27 protein-coding genes and 1 riboswitch are annotated in these 25,340 nt (G+C 39.4%); of the genes, 12 read left to right on the forward strand and 15 right to left on the reverse strand.

Translation table 11 applies throughout. The features are described from left to right. Window positions 1-208 precede the first annotated feature (208 nt). Window positions 209-1,171, forward strand: a complete 963-nt coding sequence (locus NSS81_RS06320; protein ID WP_342432688.1) for a TIGR01212 family radical SAM protein — start codon at window positions 209-211, stop codon at window positions 1,169-1,171. A 1-nt stretch (window position 1,172) separates the two neighbouring features. Beyond that, on the forward strand, window positions 1,173-1,745 hold the full coding sequence (locus tag NSS81_RS06325) for a class I SAM-dependent methyltransferase (RefSeq protein ID WP_342432689.1): 573 nt from the start codon (window positions 1,173-1,175) through the stop codon (window positions 1,743-1,745). Window positions 1,746-1,766: 21 nt separating this feature from the next. Here NSS81_RS06325 and NSS81_RS06330 read toward each other — a convergent pair whose 3' ends face one another. Together NSS81_RS06330 and NSS81_RS06335 are read right to left on the reverse strand one after the other, a co-directional pair. Further along, window positions 1,767-2,852, reverse strand: coding sequence for a tetraprenyl-beta-curcumene synthase family protein (locus NSS81_RS06330; RefSeq protein WP_342432690.1), 1,086 nt, complete (start codon window positions 2,850-2,852; stop codon window positions 1,767-1,769). Window positions 2,853-2,888: 36 nt separating this feature from the next. Then, window positions 2,889-3,692, reverse strand: a complete 804-nt coding sequence (locus NSS81_RS06335) for an alpha/beta hydrolase (protein ID WP_342432691.1) — start codon at window positions 3,690-3,692, stop codon at window positions 2,889-2,891. Window positions 3,693-3,869: 177 nt separating this feature from the next. On the opposite strand from NSS81_RS06335, the gene NSS81_RS06340 reads away from it, so the two are divergent. Next, window positions 3,870-4,382, forward strand: coding sequence for a gamma carbonic anhydrase family protein (locus tag NSS81_RS06340; protein ID WP_342432692.1), 513 nt, complete (start codon window positions 3,870-3,872; stop codon window positions 4,380-4,382). A 409-nt stretch (window positions 4,383-4,791) separates the two neighbouring features. Here NSS81_RS06340 and asnB read toward each other — a convergent pair whose 3' ends face one another. After that, window positions 4,792-6,696 carry an asparagine synthase (glutamine-hydrolyzing) gene (gene asnB / locus NSS81_RS06345; protein WP_342432693.1) on the reverse strand — a complete coding sequence of 635 codons (1,905 nt, stop codon included), beginning with the start codon at window positions 6,694-6,696 and terminating at the stop codon, window positions 4,792-4,794. A 165-nt stretch (window positions 6,697-6,861) separates the two neighbouring features. Further along, window positions 6,862-8,061 (reverse strand): methionine adenosyltransferase, encoded by a 1,200-nt coding sequence (gene metK / locus NSS81_RS06350; protein ID WP_342432694.1) that lies wholly within the window; start codon window positions 8,059-8,061, stop codon window positions 6,862-6,864. Between the two features lie 206 nt (window positions 8,062-8,267). Continuing rightward, a riboswitch (SAM riboswitch) is annotated at window positions 8,268-8,406 on the reverse strand. A gap of 216 nt (window positions 8,407-8,622) precedes the next feature. On the opposite strand from metK, the gene pckA reads away from it, so the two are divergent. Then, entirely contained in the window at window positions 8,623-10,209 is a 1,587-nt protein-coding gene (gene pckA / locus NSS81_RS06355; protein WP_342432695.1) for a phosphoenolpyruvate carboxykinase (ATP), read from the forward strand. A gap of 170 nt (window positions 10,210-10,379) precedes the next feature. Here the strand turns inward: pckA and NSS81_RS06360 are convergent, their stop codons facing one another. Further along, on the reverse strand, window positions 10,380-10,622 hold the full coding sequence (locus NSS81_RS06360) for a DUF2584 domain-containing protein (RefSeq protein WP_342432696.1): 243 nt from the start codon (window positions 10,620-10,622) through the stop codon (window positions 10,380-10,382). A 42-nt stretch (window positions 10,623-10,664) separates the two neighbouring features. Next, complete coding sequence (locus tag NSS81_RS06365) at window positions 10,665-11,456, reverse strand: prolyl oligopeptidase family serine peptidase (protein WP_342432697.1); 792 nt, start codon at window positions 11,454-11,456, stop codon at window positions 10,665-10,667. A gap of 128 nt (window positions 11,457-11,584) precedes the next feature. Between NSS81_RS06365 and NSS81_RS06370 the strand changes: the two genes are divergently transcribed. Genes NSS81_RS06370 through NSS81_RS06380 form a run of 3 tightly spaced genes read left to right on the forward strand, consistent with a single transcriptional unit; the run spans window position 11,585 to window position 14,179 of the window. Next, window positions 11,585-12,595 (forward strand): ABC transporter substrate-binding protein, encoded by a 1,011-nt coding sequence (locus NSS81_RS06370; RefSeq protein WP_342432698.1) that lies wholly within the window; start codon window positions 11,585-11,587, stop codon window positions 12,593-12,595. A gap of 20 nt (window positions 12,596-12,615) precedes the next feature. Beyond that, complete coding sequence (locus NSS81_RS06375; protein WP_342432699.1) at window positions 12,616-13,392, forward strand: ABC transporter ATP-binding protein; 777 nt, start codon at window positions 12,616-12,618, stop codon at window positions 13,390-13,392. Beyond that, a complete protein-coding gene (locus tag NSS81_RS06380; protein WP_342432700.1) occupies window positions 13,373-14,179 on the forward strand; it encodes an ABC transporter permease in 807 nt (268 codons plus the stop codon). The genes NSS81_RS06375 and NSS81_RS06380 overlap by 20 nt, the downstream gene beginning before the upstream one ends. Before the next feature lie 21 nt (window positions 14,180-14,200). On the opposite strand, the gene ytkD is transcribed toward NSS81_RS06380, so the two are convergent. Together ytkD and NSS81_RS06390 are read right to left on the reverse strand one after the other, a co-directional pair. Then, window positions 14,201-14,680, reverse strand: a complete 480-nt coding sequence (ytkD, locus tag NSS81_RS06385) for an RNA deprotection pyrophosphohydrolase (protein ID WP_342432701.1) — start codon at window positions 14,678-14,680, stop codon at window positions 14,201-14,203. A 238-nt stretch (window positions 14,681-14,918) separates the two neighbouring features. After that, window positions 14,919-15,242, reverse strand: coding sequence for a hydrolase (locus tag NSS81_RS06390; RefSeq protein WP_342432702.1), 324 nt, complete (start codon window positions 15,240-15,242; stop codon window positions 14,919-14,921). A 228-nt stretch (window positions 15,243-15,470) separates the two neighbouring features. On the opposite strand from NSS81_RS06390, the gene NSS81_RS06395 reads away from it, so the two are divergent. Both NSS81_RS06395 and ytzI read left to right on the forward strand, forming a co-directional pair. Continuing rightward, a complete protein-coding gene (locus NSS81_RS06395) occupies window positions 15,471-15,728 on the forward strand; it encodes a DUF6154 family protein (protein ID WP_342432703.1) in 258 nt (85 codons plus the stop codon). Window positions 15,729-15,831: 103 nt separating this feature from the next. Next, window positions 15,832-15,999, forward strand: coding sequence for a YtzI protein (gene ytzI, locus NSS81_RS06400; protein WP_342432704.1), 168 nt, complete (start codon window positions 15,832-15,834; stop codon window positions 15,997-15,999). A gap of 39 nt (window positions 16,000-16,038) precedes the next feature. Here ytzI and NSS81_RS06405 read toward each other — a convergent pair whose 3' ends face one another. Continuing rightward, on the reverse strand, window positions 16,039-16,512 hold the full coding sequence (locus tag NSS81_RS06405) for an S-ribosylhomocysteine lyase (protein ID WP_342432705.1): 474 nt from the start codon (window positions 16,510-16,512) through the stop codon (window positions 16,039-16,041). A 140-nt stretch (window positions 16,513-16,652) separates the two neighbouring features. On the opposite strand from NSS81_RS06405, the gene yidD reads away from it, so the two are divergent. Then, a complete protein-coding gene (yidD, locus tag NSS81_RS06410) occupies window positions 16,653-16,880 on the forward strand; it encodes a membrane protein insertion efficiency factor YidD (protein WP_342432706.1) in 228 nt (75 codons plus the stop codon). Here yidD and NSS81_RS06415 read toward each other — a convergent pair. Then, on the reverse strand, window positions 16,877-17,449 hold the full coding sequence (locus NSS81_RS06415) for a carbonic anhydrase (RefSeq protein WP_342432707.1): 573 nt from the start codon (window positions 17,447-17,449) through the stop codon (window positions 16,877-16,879). The genes yidD and NSS81_RS06415 overlap by 4 nt on opposite strands. A 220-nt stretch (window positions 17,450-17,669) precedes the next feature. Between NSS81_RS06415 and NSS81_RS06420 the strand changes: the two genes are divergently transcribed. Both NSS81_RS06420 and NSS81_RS06425 read left to right on the forward strand, forming a co-directional pair. Continuing rightward, complete coding sequence (locus NSS81_RS06420) at window positions 17,670-18,614, forward strand: zinc ABC transporter substrate-binding protein (protein ID WP_342432708.1); 945 nt, start codon at window positions 17,670-17,672, stop codon at window positions 18,612-18,614. 99 nt (window positions 18,615-18,713) lie between these two features. After that, window positions 18,714-18,872, forward strand: coding sequence for a DUF1540 domain-containing protein (locus NSS81_RS06425; protein WP_342432709.1), 159 nt, complete (start codon window positions 18,714-18,716; stop codon window positions 18,870-18,872). Window positions 18,873-19,099: 227 nt separating this feature from the next. Here NSS81_RS06425 and menC read toward each other — a convergent pair whose 3' ends face one another. The 5 genes from menC to menD all read right to left on the reverse strand — a co-directional run bounded on the left by menC (window position 19,100) and on the right by menD (window position 25,340). Beyond that, on the reverse strand, window positions 19,100-20,206 hold the full coding sequence (gene menC / locus NSS81_RS06430; RefSeq protein ID WP_342432710.1) for an o-succinylbenzoate synthase: 1,107 nt from the start codon (window positions 20,204-20,206) through the stop codon (window positions 19,100-19,102). Continuing rightward, complete coding sequence (locus NSS81_RS06435; RefSeq protein WP_342432711.1) at window positions 20,203-21,693, reverse strand: o-succinylbenzoate--CoA ligase; 1,491 nt, start codon at window positions 21,691-21,693, stop codon at window positions 20,203-20,205. The genes menC and NSS81_RS06435 overlap by 4 nt, the downstream gene beginning before the upstream one ends. A gap of 258 nt (window positions 21,694-21,951) precedes the next feature. Further along, the gene (gene menB / locus NSS81_RS06440; protein ID WP_342432712.1) at window positions 21,952-22,770 is read right to left on the reverse strand and encodes a 1,4-dihydroxy-2-naphthoyl-CoA synthase; all 819 of its coding nucleotides are present in this window, start codon (window positions 22,768-22,770) and stop codon (window positions 21,952-21,954) included. A gap of 15 nt (window positions 22,771-22,785) precedes the next feature. Beyond that, window positions 22,786-23,592: a 2-succinyl-6-hydroxy-2,4-cyclohexadiene-1-carboxylate synthase gene (gene menH / locus NSS81_RS06445; RefSeq protein WP_342432713.1), complete on the reverse strand. Its 807-nt coding sequence runs from the start codon at window positions 23,590-23,592 to the stop codon at window positions 22,786-22,788. Continuing rightward, complete coding sequence (menD, locus tag NSS81_RS06450; protein WP_342432714.1) at window positions 23,589-25,340, reverse strand: 2-succinyl-5-enolpyruvyl-6-hydroxy-3-cyclohexene-1-carboxylic-acid synthase; 1,752 nt, start codon at window positions 25,338-25,340, stop codon at window positions 23,589-23,591. Before menD ends, menH begins: the two co-directional genes overlap by 4 nt.

The following is a 25,340-nucleotide window of genomic DNA, read 5'->3' on the forward strand; positions in this document are numbered from 1 at the left end:
TATTTATAAAGCACCCACTATTTATAAGAAATGAAGCAAAAACGCTTCATTTCTTATTGTGTTCTCTCTTGTCTTTCCTATTACACCAAGCAAACGATAATTACTGGCAATTTCCTTGAAAGATTTACAATTGGATATACCACTAACTTCGTGTTAGAATTCAACTATTATTCATAAAAAATTTTTATACAAAAAGGAGGTTGCTGATATGATTCAGACCAACCCTTTTCCATATGCATCCGATGATAAACGATACCATACGTGGAATTACCACCTCCGCCAACAATTTGGCCATAAGGTTTTTAAGGTGGCTTTGGATGGCGGTTTTGACTGCCCAAACCGGGATGGCACTGTCGCACATGGCGGTTGTACATTTTGCAGCGCTTCCGGTTCCGGAGATTTTGCAGGTAACCGTGTCGAAACACTAGAAACACAATTTCAAGAAATCAAGGAAAAAATGCATACAAAATGGAAAGACGGGAAATACATGGCGTATTTTCAGGCATTCACAAACACACACGCGCCTGTTGATGTCCTTCGTGAAAAATTTGAAACAGTGCTTAAACAGGAGGGAGTTGTTGGATTATCCATCGCCACTCGACCTGATTGCCTCCCTGATGATGTTGTTGAATATTTAGCTGAGCTGAACGAAAGAACCTATCTTTGGGTAGAGCTTGGCTTACAAACCGTTCATGAACGGACTGCTCTTTTAATTAATCGTGCCCATGATTTCCAGTGCTATGTTGAAGGCGTCAATAAGCTAAGAAAACACGGGATCCGAATTTGCTCGCACATCATAAATGGCTTGCCGCTTGAATCTACTGAAATGATGATGAAAACAGCTCGTGAAGTGGCCAAGCTTGATGTCCAAGGAATAAAAATTCATTTACTGCATCTGCTCAAAGGTACACCGATGGTTAAACAATATGAAAAGGGCATGCTAGATTTTCTTTCTCAAGAGGATTATGTAAATTTAGTATGTGACCAATTGGAGATTTTACCGCCAGAAATGATTGTCCATCGCATTACTGGTGATGGACCGATTGATTTGATGGTCGGACCGATGTGGAGTGTAAACAAGTGGGAAGTACTTAATGCTATTGATGCGGAGCTAAAAAGACGAGACAGTTATCAAGGTAAATTTTATCAAGTGAGTAAAGCTGGGATTTAATATGAAGATGGATAAAATCCTCCCTTTTACTAAGAACTTACTTAAGAAAGCAGTAAAAAGTGGAGAAATTGTTGTCGATGCTACAGTAGGAAATGGCCATGATACATTATTTTTAGCCGAACTTGTTGGAGAATCGGGCAGAGTTTTTGGGTTTGATGTTCAGGAGCAAGCAATTTCTGCAACGAAGGAACGATTGAGCCAGTACGGATACCTTGAACGAGTAACTATTTTTCATACAGGACATGAACAACTTGAAAAAATGATACCTTCAGAATATCATGGGAAAATAACGGGGGCTGTTTTTAATTTAGGTTATTTGCCAAATAGTGATAAATCGATTTTCACAAGACCAGAGTCAACGATTTCAGCTGTTGAACAGATGATTTCTGTCTTGGCGCCAGAAGGGATTATTGTCCTTGTGATTTATCACGGCTTTCCCGAAGGTGCTGTTGAGCGCGATGCTTTACTAAGCTATTGCCAACAGATTGATCAAAAGACAGCGCATGTTTTAAAATATCAGTATATTAACCAACAAAATAATCCGCCCTTTATCATTGCAATCGAGAAAATCTAAAACCAGGCTCAGCCTGGTTTTTTATTTTGATTCAAGATATTTCGGTTTTCTATTCCCTCGAGTGACAAATGCAGGTAGCCATTTTTGAAAGGATCGGTAGGCAAGTCCATTTATATAGAAAAAATAGCTAACCGAACCGCCAGTTTTGATCATACTTTTAGCCAATTTGCGGACGTTTTTTTGTTTTCTAACTTTACTGTCAGAGAGATAAATCCCTAACAAACCTCGGTTGATCAATTGGTGAAACCTTTTATGTGGCAAATACTCTGTATGTCGATCTGCTTCAAAAACAAAATGCTTTAACCGTTCAAAAAGCGTCTCCTCATTTTCGTAATAAAAACAGAAATTCAAGTCCCCACCGGCCTTGTCCTCTTCTTGATCAATAAAATAATCTAGAAGTATATGGAGACCCTGTATGTATGGAAAATAACCCTTACGAATATTTTCTGCATCACTAGCTTTAAAGTCAGCTCTCATCGCATAGGAAATAAGACAAAAAATCCCTAGTGTTGAACCAGAGCATGCCGAAAATTCATACCATTCCATCTCAGGAAACCTGTTTTGATGAAGATGGAACCATGCTTCCAAGCGCGGCACCCTCTCGGCTTGGTTTACATGCTTGTGAATTTGCAAATCACAATAGTAGTCACAAAGTTCCTTAAGGTACTCACTAATTAAGGAGTAATTTTGCAGCTCCCGTAAAACGGTTCTGCAGGTTTCTGTTAAATCATTCAAGTAATTACCATCGTCTTGATCTTCCCGAAGACGGTAGTAGTTTTTTGGCCCGCTCTCTAAGGTTAGTGCATCTGCCATTGCTTCATGGAGTGCAGCAAAGTCCTCAGGGTCTAGGGAAGTGCTTCGGTCACAAAGATTATCTAAGTAATCACTAATTGTTTGATAGGCAACAATAAATTCTACCGCTTTTTTATATTCTTTCATTGCCATGAGGGCAAGAATACCTCCCCCTTCACAATGAAAGGTTTTATGTTTGATGCTCGCAAGTGCCTGGGTTCTTAACTCTGGATTAGGAATATTTTCTGCCCTCTCTGTCCATTTATTAAGCTCTTGATGAACGGCTGGAATAATTCGTCGATATATCTTGGACATTAAGCTGATGGGCATCACCTGAAAATCTCCCTCCTTTTATACAATATAGCCTATTGCTTTTAATTGGCTGGTGACAAAATCCTTAGCATACTCGAATATATCTTCCCGTTCAGGTTCATTAAAGATTTCGTGGTAACATTTCGGCCACACCTTAAATCTTTTCTCTGATAATGGAGCTTGATTAAACCAATCCTTTACTGCATCTTTATTCACAATTTTATCATCACCCGCTTGCATGACCAGCATTGGCACATCTTGCGTTTTATCCATAACAAGAAATGCCTGCTTAATTGCGGCTGCTAACTCCCGATACCATCTTACCGAGACTTTCGTAATATAGAGAGTATCACCTGAATCTGCTTCCCATACCTCTTCGTTTCTCGTAGCCATCTTAACTGTTAAACCCGAGTTCATTCGTAAGGTAGGAAAAACTACATTTATTGGATGTGATAGAGCATCTAAAAACTTTGATGGGGTATGAATTAGTCCTAGACAGGGTGAAGAAAGGATCACACCGGCTATATCGAGTTTTTCTTCCTGTAAGAGGCGAATGGTAATTAGCCCGCCCATACTATGTCCTAGCAGAAATACTGGCAAGTCATATTGATAGGCAGCCTTTATCCAATCTTTAACTTCAATTAAATATTCGTTGAAGGAATCGATATGGCCCCTGCGGGATCTTGTTGTCATACCTTGCCCGGGAAGGTCACCCATAATGACATGAAAACCTGATAAACGCCACATTTCAATTAACCAACCATAGCGGCGGTGATGCTCCATTGCGCCATGAATCATCACAATGACCGCTTTCGCTTCCCCTTCAGCTTCCCACTTCCACATATTCCTTCCTCCTAGAAAAATTGTCCATTCTATATGTTATTACTTATTTTAACATAATACGTCCCAGGGTCGTAAATTATGGTCAATCTTAATCCAAGCTTTAAGGCAAAAAGCTTTTAATTTACAGGTATGTTTAGTTAAAATTAAATCAGCCTATCAAGTAAAAAGGAGAATATTATGATCTATCCATACAAAGGGAAGTATCCAAAAATTGCAGACTCAGTATTTATTGCTGATTATACAACAATCACCGGAGATGTTGAAATCGGTGAAGAATCAAGCGTTTGGTTCAATACGGTCATCAGAGGTGATGTTGCATCAACCAAAATTGGGAAAAAAGTAAACATCCAAGACAACTCAGTATTGCATCAAAGCCCAAACAATCCTTTAATTTTAGAAGATGAAGTGACCATTGGACATCAAGTCATTCTGCATAGCTGTATTGTCAGAAAAAAAGCGTTAATTGGCATGGGTTCGATTGTTCTTGATCAAGCTGAAATTGGTGAAGGAGCATTTATAGGTGCAGGGAGCCTTGTAGCCCAAGGAAAGAAGATTCCCCCTAATACACTAGCATTTGGCAGGCCAGCAAAAGTTATTAGAGAATTGAATGATGAGGATAGAAAGGATATGAATAGAATATTTACAGAATATGCCGAAAAGGCGCAGTATTATAAGTCATTACAAAATTAACTTGTTGGATTGGCCATAAATTCTCGTTAAGAGAGCTTTTTTGAAGACATTTCACCGGTTTCCTTGTTGTGTTTTGTCTTTAAGAGAGCTTATTGAAGACATTTCACCAGCTGCCCTCTTGGGTTTTGTCTTTAAGAGAGCTTATTGAAGACATTTCACCGGTTTCCTTGTTGTGTTTTGTCTTTAAGAAAGCTTATTAAAGACATTTCACCGGCTTCCTTGTTGTGTTTTGTCTTTAACAGAGCTTATTGAAGACATTTCACCGACTGCCCTCTTGAGTTTTGTCTTTAAGAGAGCTTATTGAAGACATTTCACTTATTTCCTCATAGGGTTTTGTCCTTAAGAAAACTCCTTAAAGACATTTCATCGGTTCCCTTGTTGGGTTTTGTCCTTTAATTTAATGAAGCCCTTATATTTCCATTGTTTGATGAGTTTTTCCCCATTGGAAATCGCTTTGAAATGCATACTTCTCTTCTACATAAACCTGATGCCAGAGCATAAACATCAGAACCGTCCAAATTTTACGGCTATAATCGAACTTTCCCTGACAATGATCATCGAATATTTTTAACAAGTATGTTTTATTTATTAAATGATCTGTGTTGCTCTCACGGATGATTCCTTTAGCCCAATCATTCATCTCGTCCTTCAGCCAATGACGAATCGGTACCGGAAAACCAAGCTTTTTTCGGCTGAGTACATGGTCAGGAACGATTCCCTCAAACGCTTTTCGGAGAATATATTTTGTTGTCCCGCTTGTAGTCTTCAATCTGGCTGGTATTTTAGAAGCGACATCAAACACCGCTTTATCTAAAAAGGGAACACGCAGCTCTAGCGAATGAGCCATCGTCATTTTATCGGCCTTAAGTAAAATATCCCCACGCAACCATGTATGAATATCAATATATTGCATCTGTTCAACCGCATTATATCCCAAAGATTCTTGATAAAGCAGTTTAGTGATATCTGTAAAATTTATCCCTTCCCGGTAATTAACCAATAGCTTCCGTTTTTCCTTTTCAGAAAACATCTTTGCATTTCCAATATATCGTTTTTCTATTGGAGTTACACCGCGCTCAATAAAGCTTTTTCCCTTCATTCCTTCTGGTAGCATTCTCGCTGCCCATCTTAAAAACGTTTTTATTACACGCGGGATTTTATTAAATATCCTTAGTGAATGTGGCTCACGATAAATATTGTAGCCGCCAAAAAGTTCATCAGCCCCCTCGCCTGATAAGACAACTTTTACATGCCTTTTTGCCTCACGAGCGACGAAATAGAGGGGAACACAAGCTGGGTCAGCAAGTGGGTCATCCATATGCCAGATGATTTTTGGCAGTTCCTCCATATACTCTTCAGGCGTAATAACATAGCTTATATTCTCCACTCCAAGTTTTGCAGCTGATTCTTTGGCCACATCAATTTCACTAAACCCATTTCGTTGAAACCCCACAGAAAAGGTTTTAATAGCAGGATGAAAGTCCTTTGCAATTGAAGCAATAATAGTTGAATCAATTCCACCTGAAAGGAAAGAGCCTACTGGCACATCTGCCCGCATATGAAGTTTAACTGAATCAATCAAAACTTCCTTAATCTCATTGACAAAGTCCGTTTCAGACTTATTTGCTGGCTTAAAACTTGCCTTCCAATACTTAAGAATGTTTATTGGAGACCCGATTCTCTTAGTGAAATAACATCCTGGTTCGAGCTTTTTGATTCCAGCAGAAAGGGTGTCTGGTTCTGGAACATATTGATAGGTTAGATAATGCTGTAAGGAATCCAAGTTCAGTTCAGCTTTTTCCAACGCAAGCAGGATGCTTTTTTTCTCCGAAGCAAAATAGGTTCGTCCATTCCCCTCGTAGTGAAAAAAGGGCTTGATGCCAAAGCGGTCTCGGGCACCAAATAAAACCTGAACCTGTTTATCCCAAATGACGAACGTAAACATCCCGCGAAGCTTGTTTACTGCCTTTTCTCTTAGCTGGCTATAAAGGGCTACGATAACCTCTGTGTCGCTGTTAGTTGCAAATGTTAATCCGTTTTGTTGAAGCTCTTGGCGTAGTTCAAGGTAGTTATAAATTTCCCCATTAAAAATTATCCAATAGCGCTCGTTTTCGTATGTAAGCGGCTGATGCCCATTTTCAATATCAATGATACTTAGCCGGCGAAAACCAAATTGAATAAACTCATCCTGATAATAACCTTCATCATCAGGACCCCGATGAGTAATCATTTCGTTCATTTTTTTAAAGAGTTCATTTCCCTCATCATTATCCGTTTGCGCATTGTCATTTATACAGCCAATAAACCCGCACATTTACAGATCACCTCACTAGTTATTTCACCATTTCACACAAAAATCGACTGATTGGTCTTAAACATTCTATTCTGTCTCTCTTGATGTAAGAATTAGAAGGCAAAAAAAAGAGGAGGCTGCAAAATTATTTGCAACTTCCTCTCTTTGGTATTCCTATAACTTTTCTTAAAGACTTGCTTGTTGACGCAGGGTGTCAGCTTTATCCGTACGCTCCCATGGCAAATCAACATCTGTACGGCCAAAATGTCCATATGCTGCTGTTTGCTTGTAAATAGGTTTACGAAGATCAAGCATGTTAATGATTCCTGCAGGGCGAAGGTCGAAGTTCTCACCAACAAGGTCAACTAAAACTTCTTCACTAACTGTTCCTGTTCCAAAAGTTGCAACAGAAATTGATACTGGTCTAGCTACACCAATTGCATATGCCAGCTGCACTTCACACTTGTCTGCAAGGCCAGCTGCAACAATATTTTTTGCAACATAACGTGCTGCATAAGCTGCAGAACGGTCAACCTTTGTTGGATCCTTACCAGAGAATGCACCGCCACCATGACGAGCATATCCGCCATAAGTATCTACAATTATTTTACGGCCTGTCAAACCAGCATCCCCTTGAGGTCCGCCAATTACGAAACGTCCTGTTGGGTTGATAAAGTATTTTGTATTTTCATCAATTAGTTCTTTAGGTACAACTGGATTAATAACATATTCTTTCAGATTACGCTGGATTTGCTCTAACGTTACCTCTGGATTATGTTGTGTTGAGATTACGATTGTATCAATCCGTACTGGTGTGTCATTTTCATCATACTCAACGGTTACTTGGGTTTTTCCATCTGGACGAAGGTATTCAAGAACTTTATCTTTACGTACCTCTGTTAACTTACGTGCAAGTTTATGTGCTAATGATATTGGAAGCGGCATTAGTTCAGCTGTTTCATTACATGCATAACCAAACATTAAACCTTGGTCTCCAGCACCAATAGCTTCGATTTCTTCATCTGACATTAGACCTTCACGTGCTTCAAGTGCCTGGTCAACACCCATTGCAATATCAGGGCTTTGTTCGCCTATAGAAGTTAATACAGCACATGTCTCTGAGTCAAAGCCATATTTCGCACGATCATAGCCAATTCCTTTAATCGTTTCACGAACAATTTTTGGAATGTCCACGTATGTAGAAGTAGTGATTTCCCCTGCTACTAGGACTAATCCGGTAGTAACTGATGTTTCAGCCGCAACACGAGCATTGGCATCCTTAGCTAATATTGCATCTAGTATCGAATCAGAAATCTGGTCACACATCTTATCAGGATGACCTTCAGTTACTGACTCAGAAGTGAACAAACGACGTTTTGTTGACATCTGAATTCCTCCTATATCTTATGAGATTGAATCAAGGTTCTATGAAGGTTACAGGAATTCTTCTTGAACATTGACATTGATACGGTACTCATTTCCTTAGTATGAAATAAACTAACGATTTTTATTAGAAACTATTATCATCATAAAAGGACTTATACAAAACAAAAAACCTTACCACTTGAGGAAAGGTTGTTTTCGGCCTTTCGCTCTTATCGTTCAAGGTCATAGCCTTGCGTCAGATTAGCACCTTCGCATATGAAATGAATCAATTACACAATCATTCTTTTCATTTTGCAGGTTGCTGGGTTTCATAGGGCCTGTCCCTCCACCAGCTCAGGATAAGAGAGTATCCGTTCAAATTAAAATAATACGGAACATGTCGAACATTGTCAATGACTTTTTCAAGGATTCAATGGTAAAAAACAGAAATTTTAACATTAATAACGTATAGTATTATTACAGCCTAATTTCACCGAATAGTATAGACTATTCAGACTAATGTGTTATACTTTTTATAATTAAATCTTGGTAAAAAACATTGTAAAGGAAGGGTTAGCGTAGATGAATTCTGTTCATATCCCAAATGCATTAAGCTTACTATTAAAGGAAAATCATGTCCAAATGCAATTATCTGTCCCTCAACTAGTAGAAAAAATCTTATCACGAAATGAAGGTGTATTAACCTCCACTGGTGCCATAAGTGTTTCAACTGGAAAATATACAGGACGTTCCCCTCAAGACAAATTTATAGTTGTAGAAGAGTCCATAAAGGATAAAATTGCTTGGGGCTCATTAAATCAGCCGATTTCCGAGGAAGTATTTAAAAACCTTTATCAAAAGGTTACTGCTTATTTAAAACAAGCAAATGAAGTTTTCGTATTTAAAGGATTTGCCGGGGCTGACAAGAAATCGCAATTGCCTATTCAGGTAGTAACGGAATTTGCATGGCATAACTTGTTTGCTCATCAATTATTTATTCGTCCCAGTGAAGAAGAGTTGTTAGCACATAAAACTGGATTCAATGTTATCTGTGCACCAAACTTCAAGGCTGACCCCCTAATTGACGGGACAAATTCTGAAACATTTATCATTATCTCTTTCGAACAACGAACCGTTTTAATTGGCGGTACAGAATATGCAGGTGAAATGAAGAAAGCAATCTTCTCTGTAATGAACTTCATTTTACCTGAAAATAATATTTTATCGATGCACTGTTCAGCAAATGTTGGTTTTGAGGGTGATGTCGCCCTTTTCTTTGGGCTATCTGGTACAGGAAAAACCACATTGTCTGCTGACCCAAAACGCCGGTTGATTGGTGATGATGAGCACGGGTGGTCACCGCATGGTGTCTTTAATATTGAGGGTGGCTGCTATGCAAAGACCATTAATCTGTCCCGTGAAAAAGAACCGCAAATCTTTGAGGCCATCCATTTTGGATCAGTCCTTGAAAATGTTATGGTTATGCCTGAATCAAGAATTGCTGATTATGATGATGGGTCATTAACGGAAAATACCCGTGCAGCCTACCCGATTCAAGCAATTGATAATATTGTTCTGCCTAGTATTGCTGGGCATCCGAACACGATTGTTTTTTTAACAGCTGATGCTTTTGGTGTATTGCCGCCAATTTCAAAATTAACAAAGGAACAAGCGATGTATCATTTCTTAAGCGGCTATACGTCAAAGCTTGCAGGAACGGAAAGAGGAGTAACCTCACCGGAAGCAACCTTCTCTACCTGCTTTGGTGCACCATTCCTTCCACTTCCAGCAACACGCTATGCAAAAATGCTTGGCGATAAAATTCTTGAGCATAACGCGAAGGTTTACCTTGTGAATACCGGCTGGACTGGCGGGGAATATGGTGTTGGCAGCCGAATGAAGCTTTCTTATACAAGAGCAATGGTGCAAGCTGCACTTGAAGGGGAACTTGACACTGTTGAAACGGTTAGAGATGAAATTTTCGGGTTAAATATACCGCTTCATATTGCTGGTGTTCCCGACGAAGTCCTGCAGCCAAACAAAACGTGGCCTGATCCAAAAGCCTACGAAATGAAAGCCAAAGAACTGGCTAAAAAATTCCAGGAAAACTTCAAAAAGTTCTCTGATGCACCAGTAGGTGTTGAAGCAAATGGTGGTCCTATCGTTTAGAATTTGGATTCAACTGAGTAAGAAATTCACTATTTCTGACCATGAAGCGGTTATGATGACCGTTTACTTTTAATAATAGCAATAGCGGTCACCATGAAGCGCTCATGATGACCGTTTCCTTTTATAAATAGGGAGTGCGGTCACCATGAAGCGATTAATGGATCACCTGCTTAGTTTGTTGAATTTAATGCAATTAATTGATAGGTTAATGTCGTTTTACTATGCTCCCATTCCACTTTTTTAATTACAGCTGTTCCGCTTGAGTCACCATCCATTGTTTTTCTTACATCGATTGGAATATCAATCGGATAAAGTCTGTATCCATCTTTGTTAAGAACAAAAAGGTTCTCTTCCACCCTTGTTTCTCTCCCCTTCGTTACAATCATCGTATTCAACTCTAGAGGCATACCCATTACATTTCACTCCTCTACATCGTCCAAGATACATCTATTTTATCACCTTTTGATTTGGCTTTTCATCCACTTCGTTAAATCCTCGACTACTTTTCTATTTATTGCCGGTGGAAAGTAGTGTGTGAAATCGTCAAAATACCAGCATTCCACCGGTTTATTTAACGCCTTTAACCGCCGTTCTAGTCGATAGGCATGTTCCACCGAAACATTATGATCATTCACACCATGAATAATGAGAATGGGTGCTATTAGGTGTTCAAGTTGATAAAGTGGCGTCCGCTCATGATATCGGTCTGGATACTTCTCAGGAGTTCCACCAATGACTCTTTTCATCATCCTTCGTAAATCATTCCGTTCCGAATACGTCAATGACATGTCACTCACTCCACCCCATGTAACTACAGACGCTGCCTCAGGGAACTCAATAGCCGTCAGCAATGCCATGACACCACCGCGTGAAAAGCCAAACACATGGATTTGACTGATCCTTGGAAGTGATTTTAACAGCAAAAAGGCTGCATACGCATCCTGCCGATCCTCTCCAGCAAAATCCTCGTTGCCTTCTCCCCCTTGATTCCCGCGATAATAGGGAGCAAAGACAACAAAGCCTTCGGCAGCAAATTGGGCAATCCTCGCCGGTCGAACTTTTCCAACATTTTTTATTCCACCACGCAAATAAAGAAAACCATCTATAGGTCCCGAGGTTTTTGGTTCAGCGAGTAGCCCTTTCACCTTTAGGCCGTTTGATAGATAGGTAACTACATTTAACTCTACATTGGGATTTGGAGAAGGGAAACGATAGATATCAATGATTTTTCCACTTTGTGTATTCATCCCATAGCTCCTTTCCAAAATTTACTTAGTAAAAAATTACTGTAACTAGGCATTCACACATTTTTACCTATTTCATACAATATCAAAGGCAAACGCCCAGATTTTATTGTAATTAGGAGGTTTACTTCATGAAAAAATGGCTAAAGTTCAGTCTTTCCTCACTTCTCATTGTGATTCTATTGATTTCTGTAGCGGCTTGTAATAACAACACGGATCCTAAAAAACTGCAAAAGGTTCGTTTAGCTGAAGTTACTCGTTCCATTTTCTATGCACCTGAATATGTTGCACTAGCTAAAGGATTTTTTGAAGAAGAAGGCTTGGACGTTGAACTGACAACAACCTTCGGTGGTGACAAAACAATGACTGCCTTACTTTCGGGTGGTACGGATATTGCACTAGTAGGATCGGAAACTTCCATTTATGTTTACGCACAAGGAGCAAATGACCCGGTAATCAACTTTGCCCAATTAACCCAGACAGATGGTACCTTCCTAGTCTCACGGGAAAATATCGATAATTTTTCATGGGATTTATTAAAGGGCTCCACATTCTTAGGCCAGCGTACAGGTGGTATGCCACAAATGGTTGGTGAATTCGTCCTTAAGAAGCATGGAATTGACCCACATCAGGATTTAACCCTAATCCAAAATATTGATTTTGCAAATATCGCCACAGCTTTTGGTTCGGGCACAGGTGACTTTGTCCAATTATTCGAACCGCAAGCTAGTATTTTTGAAAAAGAAGGAAAAGGACATATTGTCGCATCCTTTGGAACAGAATCAGGGCATGTCCCATATACCACATTTATGACGAAAGAAAGCTATATGGAAGAAAACAAAGAAATTGTTGAAAAATTCACAGGAGCGATTTACAAAGCACAGCAATGGGTAGACTCCCATAGTTCAGCCGAAATTGCTGAAGCCATTCAATCCTTTTTTCCAGATACAGATATGGAAATCATGGAATTGGTAGTCGACAGATATAAAGAACAAGGCTCCTTTGCTACAGATCCAATCCTCGATGAAGAAGAGTGGAATAATCTCCAGGACATTATGAAGGAAGCGGGAGAACTTCCACAGGAAGTATCTCATGAGACACTAGTCAATACAAAAATTGCCGAGGATATCTCGAAAAAATAATTGTTTAGGGAGGTCGTCAGATGAATTTTTTAGCTATTAAAGACATTCATCACACCTATTTTACTAATGCCTCGGCGACCACGGCCCTCTTAGATATAACGATCCATGTAGAGGAAGGAGAATTTGTGTCCTTCCTCGGCCCTAGTGGCTGTGGTAAAACAACGATGCTTTCAATCATTGCTGGGCTAATAAAGCCCACGCATGGCAATGTTTTGCTTGAAGGGAAACCAATTCTTACCTCGGAAAATCAAATTGGCTACATGCTTCAGCAAGATTATTTGTTCCCATGGAAAACAATTGAAGAAAACATTCTAATAGGTCTTAAATTATCAAAACAGTTAAATGAAAGAACAAAATCCGCAGCACTAAGCCTACTGAAGCAGATTGGTTTAACTGGCATCGAAAAGCAATTGCCTAAACAATTATCAGGCGGAATGAGACAGCGTGTCGCCCTCATACGAACACTGGCAACGGAACCGAAGCTGCTAATGCTTGATGAGCCATTTTCAGCACTTGATTACCAAACAAAGTTAAAGCTAGAGGATTTAGTTTCAAATACATTAGATAAATTTGGAAAAACGGCCATCCTTGTCACGCATGACATTGGTGAAGCCATTGCAATGAGTGACAGGATCGTTCTCTTTTCACCAAGCCCAGGCAGGGTTCACCGTGTGTTTCAAATACCAGATGAGTTAAGAGACTTGTCTCCCTTTGAAGCACGAAACCATGAAGCCTTTTCTAACGTCTTTCAAATGATTTGGAAGGAGTTGGAGTCCCTTGAGCCCGGAGAAGAATAGTCTAAAACTCCTCCATAAAAAATATATTCATTCTTTAGCGATTGAAAAGAGATGGATCCGTTTTTATCAGGTCGTTATTTTGCTTGTCTTTTTCTCAGGCTGGGAATTATCAAGTCAAAAACAATGGGTTGATCCGCTCCTGTTTAGTTCTCCATCAAAGATTTGGAGTTTGTTCTTAGTGAAGTTTCAAGATGGTTCCTTGCTTTCCAATTTAGGTGTTACCTTAACGGAGACAATTTTCGGATTTATCTTAGGTACGTTACTAGGAACAATTTTAGCAGCAGTATTATGGTGGTCACCAATGCTCCAGAAGATTTTCGACCCCTATCTTGTAATCTTAAACGCGATGCCAAAGGTAGCTTTAGGCCCGATTTTAATTGTCGCACTTGGTCCGGGCTATTCCTCTATTATTGCTATGGGTGCGATCATTTCTGTCATCATCACTACCATTGTCGTCTACACAGCATTTAAAGAAGTCGATCCAAATTATTTAAAAGTCCTTCAAGTATTTGGTGCCACTAGACTGCAATGCTTTAAGGAAGCCATTCTACCCGCGAGCTTTCCGACAATTATTTCTACTTTAAAGGTGAATGTCGGACTTTCATGGGTCGGTGTCATCGTTGGCGAATTTTTGGTATCCTCTAGAGGACTGGGCTATATGATTATTTACGGCTTCCAAGTATTTAATTTTACGCTCGTATTCTTAGCTCTTCTGGTCATTGCAGTTATTGCGACGATTATGTATCAGCTTGTAGAGCTATTAGAAAAGAAACTTATCAAGGAATAGCGGCTTATTGAATATTTGCTGCTATTCTTTTTTATTTTGAAGCTTGTAAATATACTTTAGGCATTCCTCGATAACTTGGTCCTTCATAATAAAGCTATAGTCATTGTTAAATCTTAATTGCAAAATATCACCGTCTACAACGACAGGGCCATTCGTTTCGTAATAGTCGTTTGTTTTATTTATTGTTTTAATTTTCCCCCAAAATACTTTTTTAACAAATATTCCTTTTTCATCACTAACTCTATATACTGCAATAGGGTTTAGTTCTTCAAGGCTGGCACCCGTTTCCTCATAAACCTCACGATGGGCCGCTTCTACAAGTGACTCACCACGCTCCACCTTTCCACCGGGAAATTCTATACCTCTGAGTTTATGATTGGTTAAAAACCAAGAGTCTCTATACTGACAAATAACAAGCACATGTTTAATTTCCTCTTGGAATGCATTCTCAAAAAAAGACAGCTCCACCAGATTGCCATTAACATCAAAAAATTGATTCATCTATAACCCGCCTCTTGATTCCTTTTAAGACTATATTATAATAAGAAAAGGTCAATCGCACGTTTAGCGCACGACAGGACTGGAGCGCTTCGACTGAGATAAAGGAAACACGGAGAGCGGTAAGCGATCCGATGTTGACTTATCGTAGGGAGAAGAGCGAAGTACACTAGTCGCTGTACTGATTGCGCTAGACATATAAAAAAAAGGAAAATCCTCATTATTAGGATTTTCCCTCAGTCTATTCTATCGTCGGCATGATATTCATACTTTCAATATGCTGTTTTGCTTGGTCATCACCCAGTTTGTGAATCATCCCATACACTTGTTGAATCGTATTGTCATATGCGTCATTCTCACGGTCGTAATGATATTGCACATATGGAACATGAGCCCGGAAAAAGTTTTTCCATTCGGTTGAATAGTTTTGGTCAAACAACTCCCGGAGTTCGGTAATTTCTTCATCATTCGCTTGAATTTTGAAACTATAGGTTGAACTGGTCTCGCTTTGAGAGATGCCACCTGTTCCCACATCTATATAATAGGTTTTTTTCTGTTCATTCATTATGTCATCCCCTTATGATTCATTAATTAAAAGTTTCCACAAAAATAAAAATTTATTCTTTTTTACATTTCTATTCATTTTTTGGAAATGAATAGTGTATAATTGTCATAATATTAAGAAAATATATTTTATAGTTCTCAAAAGGTTTATTGAATTGTTAGAGGATATTTTTTATTGGAAAGGGAATTGAATAAGTAGAGGAATCTATATTTGCAGGAGGTGAGATAAATGAAGTTAGTCGATGAGCTATATGAAATGTATCGTAACAAGCTAACTGGTGATGAGGAAGATATCGACATGCTAGCCTTCGCCTTTTTAGAAGAAATGACACATGAAGACTTGTTAGGATTAATTCAGGATATGGATAAACAGGAATTATACGATTTAATGGGGCTCTATTTAATCGAAAGCTTAAAGGGAAAATTTGCGCAGGAAGAATACGGCCAGCGGCGCACCCATACTTATTATCCAAGAAATATACATTGAACCTTACATACTAGTGGAATCGAAACTGCCTTTCGTGCAGTTTTTTTTATTATTAACACGGATTGGCATGGTACAATAGGTGAGGAATGAAGGGGGGATTTAAATGTATACTGTATTTGTGGTGAGCATAATTATTATTATTGTCGTCCTCTTGCTTGCAGTCGTTACTACATCAAAAGCCTATTCTTACAAGCATACAGTGGACCCGCTAGAAGATAAGCCTTATGTCGACAAGGTAAATATTGAGAATCCAGATAAAAAAGAGGCATAAAAAAATCCTATTCAGAGTGAATAGGATTTTTCTTTATCTCTATGCGAAAACTTGTTTTAATTCTTCTTTACTTTGCTCTAACCAAAAGTGCATTAAGCGTTTGGCACCTTCTAAATCATGGAGCTTTGCTTGACCGCATTGGCGTTCATTTGCTGCAGGAATCTCAGTGATTTCCACCGCATCCTTCATTGTCGCTTCAAGAAGGTCAATGATTTCTTCCACAGTTGGCTCACCACTAACGACCAAATAATAACCTGTTTGGCAGCCCATTGGTGAAATATCAATAATATCAAAGTGATCAAATTTTTCCGAATGTGTCCGGAGATTAAACGCCAATAGATGTTCTAGTGTATGAATCACATCCGGCTTCATCGCTTGTTTATTAGGTTGACAAAAACGGATATCATATTTATTTACAACACCATCACTGCCCACCTTATGTACACCACAATGTCTTACATACGGGGCTTTAACCGCATTATGGTCTAAATCAAAACTTTCTACTGAAGGCATAGCATTCACTCCCTATTTAATCTACCTCATATCATACAACAAATCCCGACTAAATTCATCTGATTTATTTAATGTAACAATTTAGACGTTTTTTTATAATTATGGTATGTTTTAATTACATGCTATTAGGGAGTGTTTTTATGTTAAAAAAAGCCTTTATTGCTATTATTCGTTTTTATCAGGTTGTCATTTCTCCAATTAAGCCACCAACCTGTCGCTTTTACCCAACCTGCTCCCATTATGGCCTGGAAGCTGTTCAACGTTTCGGGGCATTTAAAGGTGGTTGGCTGACCATAAAACGAATCCTAAAATGCCATCCCTTCCATCCCGGCGGTATCGACCTGGTCCCAGACAAGAAGGGACATTAAGCCTTATACCCATCGACAACAAGCTCAAGTGCACCCGTATGCGGATCAATGATTAGTCCATGAACAGGAACACCCTCTGGCATAAGCGGATGATTTCTTATAACCCCAACACTATGCTCAACACTTTCATTAACATTATCAAATCCATGGAGCCATTTGTTAATATTAATCCCGGAATAGGAAAGAGTATTAATTGTTTCATCTGAGATTCCCCGGCTTTTCATACTTTCAATTACCGGCTCAGGCTTTAAACCGCTCATACCGCAATCGTGATGGGCAATGACAAGGACCTCCTGTGCCTGCAATTGATATACAGCAATTAAAATACTACGCATAATACTACCAAACGGGTGTGAAACAAGAGCACCTGCATTTTTTATTGTCTTCACATCGCCATTACCTAAATTCATCGCTTTTGGCAATAATTCAAGCAATCTTGTATCCATACATGTCAGGATTACCATACGTTTATTAGGAAATTTAGTCGTTTCATATTTTTCATATTCACGGATCTCTACAAACTTTCGATTATAATCAAGAATTTCATTTAATAATGTAGAATTCTGCATCTTTATTCCACCTCTTTAAGTTTTTCTTCTTTCAGCATACAAAATCAATAAGGGATATGCCAAATATTTTTACTTGCATAAAAGCTATTTTTTTTGTAACATACATAGAGAAATCGGAATCGTTCCGTATTACGCACATATATCTATTATTTGAATTCAAAAAATTTTTGGACAATAAATCGGAATAAATACGATTTATAAACATATGAAGGAGCATTATATGAAGAAAATTATTACTTTTCTTACCTTTCTTTTGTTATTTAGCCTTATACTCTCTGCCTGCTCTAGTGACCTAGAAGAAACACAAAAAGAGGAAGATCTTTTAACCATTTATACAACAGTATTCCCACTTCAATATTTTACTGAGCAAATTGGAGGAAAATTTGTTGATGTGAAAACCATCTATCCTCCAGGTGCAGATGAACATACATTTGAACCTTCGCAAAAAGATATGATGAAACTAGCTGATTCAGACTTATTTTTCTATATCGGATTAGGCTTAGAGGGATTTGTAGAAAAAGCAAAAGGATCATTAAAAAACGAAAACGTTGAGTTATTGCCCACTGCTACTAATCTTCAGTTAGTGGAAGAAGATGACCATGAAGGTGATGATCATGAAGATGAGGATCATCAACATAGTGATGTCAACCCACATGTGTGGCTAGACCCCATTTTTGCAAAAGAAATGGCTGCGATAGTAAGGGACGCCTTAATTGAAAAAATGCCAGAGAATAAAGCTTATTTTAATGATAATTATACCCAATTAGCAGGAGATTTAGATGAATTACATGCAGCATTCGATGAGACAATAAAATCTGCTAAGCATAATAAAATTATTGTTACTCATGCGGCATTTGGATACTGGGAACAGCGTTACGGAATAGAACAAATTAGTATTTCTGGACTTTCAACCTCTAATGAACCTTCGCAAAGAGAACTGGAGAAAATTATCTCATTAGCCGACCAAGAGGGACTTCAGCATATCTTCTTCGAACAAAATGTTCAATCTAAATTAGCTGAAGTGGTTCAGAAGGAAATTGGTGCAAGAGCTTTACCCATCCATAATTTAGCGATTTTAACTAAGGATAATATTAAGAATAAAGAGACATATTTTACTTTAATGGAGCAAAACCTAGATTCATTAAATACAGCTTTAAATAATTAGCAAATACTTCTGCAAATCCCTTTTACTTCTAGGGATAATGAACGGTTAAAATTCACATCCTATTTTTGTATTACGAATTTTATTAAGGAGTGATACGAGATGGCACAGGATGTTTTATGTGAGGTTAACAATTGCTCCTACTGGGCAAAGGGAAATAAATGTAATGCAGAAAGCATTTATGTTGTCAGCCATAAAGGAAAAACTGCTGATAACAATCAAGAAACCGATTGTAAAACATTTGAACCATCTGATCTATAAACAACAAACCCAGGCAATCGCTGCCTGGGTTTGTTGTTTTAATTTGGTGTGCTAAACTTGTTTGTTGATTGGAGCTCCAGGCACTTCGCTTTCCGCGGGCAGTCCGGGAGCCTCCTCGTCGCTTCGCTCCTGCGGGGTCTCCCGTGACTTGCTCTTCCCGCAGGAGTCTCGTGCCTTCCGCTCCAATCAACTGAGTGTACTAAATCAACAATGTTCTTTAACACAGCCTAAAATTTAAAAAGACTCTTCATCAGCTGGACGTCTTTTAGTCTTTTTTGATTAATGCTAAATCCGATTCCCGGGGTAGTTGGTACTTTGACATAACCGTCATTAACGGTGACTTCGGGAGAAATAATATCTTCCTCCCAAAAACGGCTGGAAGCAGAGATATCGCCTGGAATGGTGAAACCCGGAAGTGATGCAAGCGCAATATTATGTGCCCGTGAAATTCCAAATTCGATCATCCCACCACACCAAACTGGAACCCCCTTTTCAAGACAATAGTCATGAATTTTTTTTGCTTCATAGAGGCCGCCTACTCTGCCTGACTTAATGTTAATTACCCTGCAGCTTCCAAGCTCGATTGCCTGTTTTGCATCTTCAAAGGTCACAATGCTTTCATCAAGGCAAATCGGCGTCCTAATACTTTTTTGAAGCTTTGAATGCTCAATAATATCATCGGCGGCTAGAGGCTGCTCTATCATCAGTAAATTAAAATCATCCAGTTTCTTCAAACGCTCTAAATCTTTTAACGTATAGGCAGAATTTGCATCAGCCATCAATGGGAGGTCTGGGAAGTGTCTACGTATTTCTTCTAAAAAAGCGTAATCCTGCTTAGGATTTATTTTGACTTTAAAACGCTGATAGCCTTCAGAAAGAAACTTTTCAATCTGGTTAAGTGCAATGACCGTTGAATCCGTAGCGACTACAACCCCTGAAGCAATTGTTTCCCTTGTACCGCCTATAACTGAAGCAAGTGACTTCGCATGCTTTTTAGAATATAAATCCCAAAGAGCCATTTCTAATCCTGCCTTTGCCATATGGTTCCTTTTAACTGACTTAAATAAAACGGCCGCTTCTTCAGGATGGGATACAGCATTTTTTTTCAGTAAAGGAATCAATATATCAGTTAACATATGTAGGCTCGTTTTAACTGTTTCTTCCGTGTACCACGGTGTTGAAAAGGCAACACCCTCACCATAGCCTGAAACGCCATCAATGTCTGTTACCTCGACAATAATGCCCTCTCGCTCGATAACGGTTCCTAAATGCGTTTGGAACGGTGATTTCAATGGCATTTTAATCACATAGAGCTGAACGGCTGAAATATTCATCGGTCCGTCCTTCCCTCTTCTGCCATTTCCCTTAACTTTCTGCGTAAAAGTTTTTTTGCAGCATTTCTCGGTAACTTACTAATAAAACGGATTTTTTTTGGTACTTTGTATTTAGCTAGATGCCCCATACAAAATTGCTCAAGCTCTTCCTCAGAAACAATCGAGCCATTTTTTGCAACGACAAAGGCGATAGGTACCTGCCCCCAGATTTTATCCTCAAGACCGGTTACACCCGCTTCAGAAACAGCTGGATGTGCCAATAGTACGGCTTCTATTTCTGCCGGGTAGATATTTTCACCGCCTGAAATGATTAAATCAGAACGGCGGTCGAGGACATATAAAAAACCCTCTTCGTCCAATTGTCCAATATCGCCAGTGTAAAACCAGCCATTACGGAATTTATCTTTGTTTGCATCCGGCCGATTTAAATAACCTGTCGTAACATTTGGCCCTTTAACAACAATTTCTCCTGCTTTCATTGGTCCTGCACCACGTCCATCCTCTGAGAGAATTTGGAGTTGAGCCGGGAATAATGGCTTACCTGCAGAGCCAAGTTTTGTTAGGCTGTATTCTGGAGAGAGAGTCACTATCTGTGAGGATGTTTCAGTCATTCCGTATGTTTGAAAGACGGGTACTTCTTTTGCAGAACATGCTTTTAATAATGGCAGCGGTGCTGGTCCGCCGCCAAGGAGAAAGCAACGAAAACCGCTGGGAAGACTCGCATCTTCAAGTGTCTCAATTACCTTCGTTAGCATCGTTCCAACCACAGACATAATTGTTACCTGTTTATTTGTTATTTCCTCAATCGTTTTTTTGGCATCAAAGCTTTCATGGAGGATTACAGGCATTCCATAAATAACACTGCGCATTAGGATGGAGAAACCACTAATATGAAAAAGCGGTACACTACATAGCCAGCGGTCTTTATCAATAAATCCTAAATTTAATGCTGACCCAACAGCACTCCACCAATGGTTGCCGTAGGTTTGCAGCACACCTTTCGGATTGCCTGTTGTCCCTGATGTGTACATGACCGTGCAAACATCTGTTAAATTGATTTCTTCCTGAATAACTGGTACCTCAAAGTCTGCAGGAACTAATTGTTCTTTTGTGATAATGGTTAATCCCAGTGTTAGTAATTCGTCTGCCTTTTCGTAAGAATCTTCTATTATCAAAAAGGCTGCTTGTGAATCATTTAGCTGCCAGGCTAACTCCGCGGGTGTTAGACGGTTATTTAACATTACTGCCTTTACACCTAAGAGCTGCAAAGCAAATAATATCACAACTGTATCTAAATGATTTTTCAGCAAGATACCGACAAATTGATCTTTTTTAACACCAGATTTTTGAAGCTGTCCGGCAACTTGATAGGATTGTTCATAAAGTTCTTTAAATGTTAAAGTATGCTCATTAAAAAATAATGCTATTCTGTCAGGTGTAAGGAATGCTCTATTTTTTATAAAGTTTGGCATGATTTCATTATTCATATGTATCACCTCTAAATTGAAGGCTTTGTTAAAGTTGCCTGTTGATTTGCGCTCCAGGTGCTTCGCTTTCCGCAGGAGGTCCGGGGAGCCTCCTCGGCGCTAAAGCGCCTGTGGGGTCTCCCCTGCCCCTTACTCCTGCAGGAGTCTCGCACCTTCCGCTCCAATCCAAATAGTTGTAAAAATCAACAATAAACTTTAACACAGCCAAATATATAAAAACAGCCTGATGGGTACCATCAAGCTGCAGTGAATGTGTTATCAAGGAAAACGTGGGAATTGACCGAAGTCTGGCTTACGCTTTTCTTTAAATGAATCGCGGCCTTCCTTCGCTTCATCTGTTGTATAGTAAAGCAGTGTTGCATCACCTGCAAATTGCTGTAGACCTGCTAGTCCATCTGTATCAGCATTCATTGCTGCCTTTATGAAACGAAGGGCGGTCGGGCTCTTTTCAAGCATTTCATTACACCACTGGATTGTTTCCTCTTCAATCCTTTCAAGAGGAACTACAGTATTGACTAAGCCCATATCAAGTGCTTCCTGTGCATTATATTGACGGCATAAGAACCAAATTTCACGAGCTTTTTTATGGCCGACAATTCTTGCAAGATAGCCTGAACCATAACCAGCATCAAAACTTCCAACATTTGGACCTGTTTGGCCAAATACGGCATTATCCGCAGCAATCGTTAAATCACAGACGATGTGAAGCACATGCCCGCCGCCAATCGCATAGCCTTTTACCATCGCTATTACTGGTTTCGGAATAACACGGATTAAACGTTGAAGATCTAAAACATTTAAGCGGGGAATGTTGTCTTCCCCAACATAGCCTCCATGTCCTCGAACACTTTGGTCTCCGCCAGAGCAAAATGCTTTCTCTCCAGCTCCAGTTAACACAATTACCCCTACATTTTTATCATCACGTGCATAGGCAAAAGCGTCAATTAATTCTGATACGGTTCTCGGTGTAAATGCATTATGTACATGCGGGCGATTAATCGTAATTTTCGCAATCCCATTATATGTTTCATAGATAATCTCTTCATATTTACGTCCAGCAATCCATTCTACTGTCAAAGCAAAACTCCTCCTTTATTTCAACAAAAAGTCACTTACTATTGTACCAAACTTTTCTAAATCTTCCACATGAATTGCATGTCCAGATTCATGAAAAATAATTAATGAAGCTTTTCTACTATTAATCTTTATTTTTTCAGCGATCCTGCAGAACTTTTTATCCTTTTCTCCTGCTAGCACCAATATATCACAACTTAATTTATCCAGGTCCTCCCACCATGAGGGCTGGGAGCCTGTCCCCATTCCCAGCAGACTATTTGCTAGCCCCTCTGGAGAATTCGCAAGTCTTTGTTTTCTAATCGTTTCCTTAACACTGTCGGAAAGGGCATTCATCGTCGAAAACAGCGGGATGTTTTCCCAATAATCCACAAACGATAGTATGCCCTGCTCATTTATTAATTTTGCAAGGTCAGCATCCTTGTTACGGCGTTCTTGCCGTTCTTCCTCAGTTGGAAGCCCAGGTGAAGCACTTTCTAAGATTAACTTTCGTACTCTCTCAGGGTATAGGAGAGCAAAGGTAAGCGCAAGCCTCCCACCCATAGAGTAGCCGAGAATATCAACCTGCTTCACTCCCAGTTGATCAAGAATATTCACCATATCTGCTGCCACAGCGTCAATTTGGTAACGGTTCAAATCATCAGGTGCATCTGTATTACCATGTCCAATTATGTCTGGAATAATTAACCTAGAATGCTGCCCCCAAACATGGCGATAAGGTCCCCAAGTGGAACCATCTCCAGTAAACCCATGGAGGAGTAATAGCGGGAATCCCTCACCGCACATTTCGACATGATAATGAATTCCGTCAACCATTACCTTCACGAATACTCACCTTTGACATAAATTGATATTTCCTGGGAAACAGAACGCCAAAATTCGCGGTGCTCAGCAGTATTTCTATCTCTGTTTGTCATTATTTCATATACATTTATCCCTTTAGCTTCACTAGATTTATTCATCATCTCACTAAAATGATCCCAATCAGCCATTTTCATAAAGCTACCATTAAACATCCGAACTGCATGTTCAAATTCAATGTTTAGCGGTGTACCAAAAAGAAGTTCGAAATTTTTCGGATGCTCTGATTGAGGAAGGAAGGAAAATATACCTCCTCCATTATTATTTATAAGAATAATATGAATATCAATTTCGTAAAGCTTTGCTGCTATTAGACCATTTAGATCATGGAAAAAGGTTAGGTCTCCTAATACCAAATATAAAGGCTTAGAATATAAGGCAGCACCCAAGGCAGTGGAAACTGTTCCGTCGATACCGTTTGCGCCTCTATTTGCAATTACTTTTATCGATTTATTATTATTGAGAAAAAAACTATCAATGTCTCTTATCGGCATACTATTTCCAACAAAAAGGGTTGCCCCTTCGGGAAGCATATCAGCCAATTGATAAAACAATCCGCTTTCACTTAGTTCAGATCGGTCCTTTATACCTATCATATTTTCTTTCGTAAGATTGTTAACTTCCTTCCATTTTTTCAAGAAATCTGTCGACGGATTAACCTCTGTGAAGTCTAAGAGTTTTTCACAGAAGAGAGTCTCATTACAGAAAATCATCTCTGTTGACATTGCCCCTGGATCACGCCAGCCACCCGCTCCATCGATAACAAATTGATTTACTTGGTGGTTTTCCTTCAAAAATATAGTTAACGCCTTCGATACAGGCATCGCCCCGAACCGCAATATAACCTCAGGTCGTAGCGTTCTTTTCGCATCTTCATTTCTTAAAAATGTATCATATGCTTCAATGACATTTTCAAGGTTATGCTTACCACTTCTAAGCTGTGACAACGGATCTGCTAAAATCGGGAAGTTCAATCTATCTGATAGTTGGGTTACTGCTGCAGCAAATCTCTCATCAGCAATATTTCCGCAAACAATAATCCCCTTTGAATAACCTTTTAACATTCGTGCAATTTCTTCCAATTGCTCATCGTTAATTGTTAGCTCACCATTACGAACTTGAACATATCCCATTGGACGTTCGTCTAATCTGAATAAATCCTCATCAATTTTTGGAATCAGCGGTTCTCGGAACGGAAAGTTCAAATGAACGGGGCCTGCAGGTGCCTGGCAGGCAATTGCGGCTGCACGAGCACATACAGTCCGAGCATACCTTATGACTTCATTATTTTTTTCTGGCAGAGCCATTTCTGCAAACCATTTTACATGCTGGCCGTATAGATGAATTTGGTCAATAGCCTGTGGTGCCCCAACTTCTCTAAGCTCATGCGGACGATCCGCTGTTAATACGATTAGCGGTACACGGGAATAGCGCGCCTCGACGATTGCAGGAAAGTAATTTGCGGCTGCAGTACCAGAGGTACAAAGTATTGCAACTGCTCTGTTCGTAATCTTTGCTATTCCTAATGCAAAAAAGGCTGCCGAACGTTCGTCCACATGAATATGAACTTTCAACTTCGGATGTTCCGCCATCACCATAGCCATTGGTGTCGACCTTGAACCTGGGCTAACAACTACATCGGTAACCCCGGTATTAACTAGCTCTGCCACAAAGGCAGCTATATAGGCAGTTAATGAATCTTGATGGTTCAT

The organism is Neobacillus sp. FSL H8-0543 (assembly GCF_038592905.1).
Lineage (GTDB): Bacteria > Bacillota > Bacilli > Bacillales > Cytobacillaceae > Neobacillus.

Coding starts and splice junctions, on each gene's coding strand:
- NSS81_RS06320 (WP_342432688.1), top strand. CDS start 209: ATGATTCAGACCAACCCTTTTCCATATGCATCCGATGATAAACGATAC.
- NSS81_RS06325 (WP_342432689.1), top strand. CDS start 1,173: ATGAAGATGGATAAAATCCTCCCTTTTACTAAGAACTTACTTAAGAAA.
- NSS81_RS06330 (WP_342432690.1), bottom strand. CDS start 2,852: ATGTCCAAGATATATCGACGAATTATTCCAGCCGTTCATCAAGAGCTT.
- NSS81_RS06335 (WP_342432691.1), bottom strand. CDS start 3,692: ATGTGGAAGTGGGAAGCTGAAGGGGAAGCGAAAGCGGTCATTGTGATG.
- NSS81_RS06340 (WP_342432692.1), top strand. CDS start 3,870: ATGATCTATCCATACAAAGGGAAGTATCCAAAAATTGCAGACTCAGTA.
- asnB (WP_342432693.1), bottom strand. CDS start 6,696: ATGTGCGGGTTTATTGGCTGTATAAATGACAATGCGCAAACGGATAAT.
- metK (WP_342432694.1), bottom strand. CDS start 8,061: ATGTCAACAAAACGTCGTTTGTTCACTTCTGAGTCAGTAACTGAAGGT.
- pckA (WP_342432695.1), top strand. CDS start 8,623: ATGAATTCTGTTCATATCCCAAATGCATTAAGCTTACTATTAAAGGAA.
- NSS81_RS06360 (WP_342432696.1), bottom strand. CDS start 10,622: ATGGGTATGCCTCTAGAGTTGAATACGATGATTGTAACGAAGGGGAGA.
- NSS81_RS06365 (WP_342432697.1), bottom strand. CDS start 11,456: ATGAATACACAAAGTGGAAAAATCATTGATATCTATCGTTTCCCTTCT.
- NSS81_RS06370 (WP_342432698.1), top strand. CDS start 11,585: ATGAAAAAATGGCTAAAGTTCAGTCTTTCCTCACTTCTCATTGTGATT.
- NSS81_RS06375 (WP_342432699.1), top strand. CDS start 12,616: ATGAATTTTTTAGCTATTAAAGACATTCATCACACCTATTTTACTAAT.
- ytkD (WP_342432701.1), bottom strand. CDS start 14,680: ATGAATCAATTTTTTGATGTTAATGGCAATCTGGTGGAGCTGTCTTTT.
- NSS81_RS06390 (WP_342432702.1), bottom strand. CDS start 15,242: ATGAATGAACAGAAAAAAACCTATTATATAGATGTGGGAACAGGTGGC.
- NSS81_RS06395 (WP_342432703.1), top strand. CDS start 15,471: ATGAAGTTAGTCGATGAGCTATATGAAATGTATCGTAACAAGCTAACT.
- ytzI (WP_342432704.1), top strand. CDS start 15,832: ATGTATACTGTATTTGTGGTGAGCATAATTATTATTATTGTCGTCCTC.
- NSS81_RS06405 (WP_342432705.1), bottom strand. CDS start 16,512: ATGCCTTCAGTAGAAAGTTTTGATTTAGACCATAATGCGGTTAAAGCC.
- yidD (WP_342432706.1), top strand. CDS start 16,653: ATGTTAAAAAAAGCCTTTATTGCTATTATTCGTTTTTATCAGGTTGTC.
- NSS81_RS06415 (WP_342432707.1), bottom strand. CDS start 17,449: ATGCAGAATTCTACATTATTAAATGAAATTCTTGATTATAATCGAAAG.
- NSS81_RS06420 (WP_342432708.1), top strand. CDS start 17,670: ATGAAGAAAATTATTACTTTTCTTACCTTTCTTTTGTTATTTAGCCTT.
- NSS81_RS06425 (WP_342432709.1), top strand. CDS start 18,714: ATGGCACAGGATGTTTTATGTGAGGTTAACAATTGCTCCTACTGGGCA.
- menC (WP_342432710.1), bottom strand. CDS start 20,206: ATGAATATTTCAGCCGTTCAGCTCTATGTGATTAAAATGCCATTGAAA.
- NSS81_RS06435 (WP_342432711.1), bottom strand. CDS start 21,693: ATGAATAATGAAATCATGCCAAACTTTATAAAAAATAGAGCATTCCTT.
- menD (WP_342432714.1), bottom strand. CDS start 25,340: ATGAACCATCAAGATTCATTAACTGCCTATATAGCTGCCTTTGTGGCA.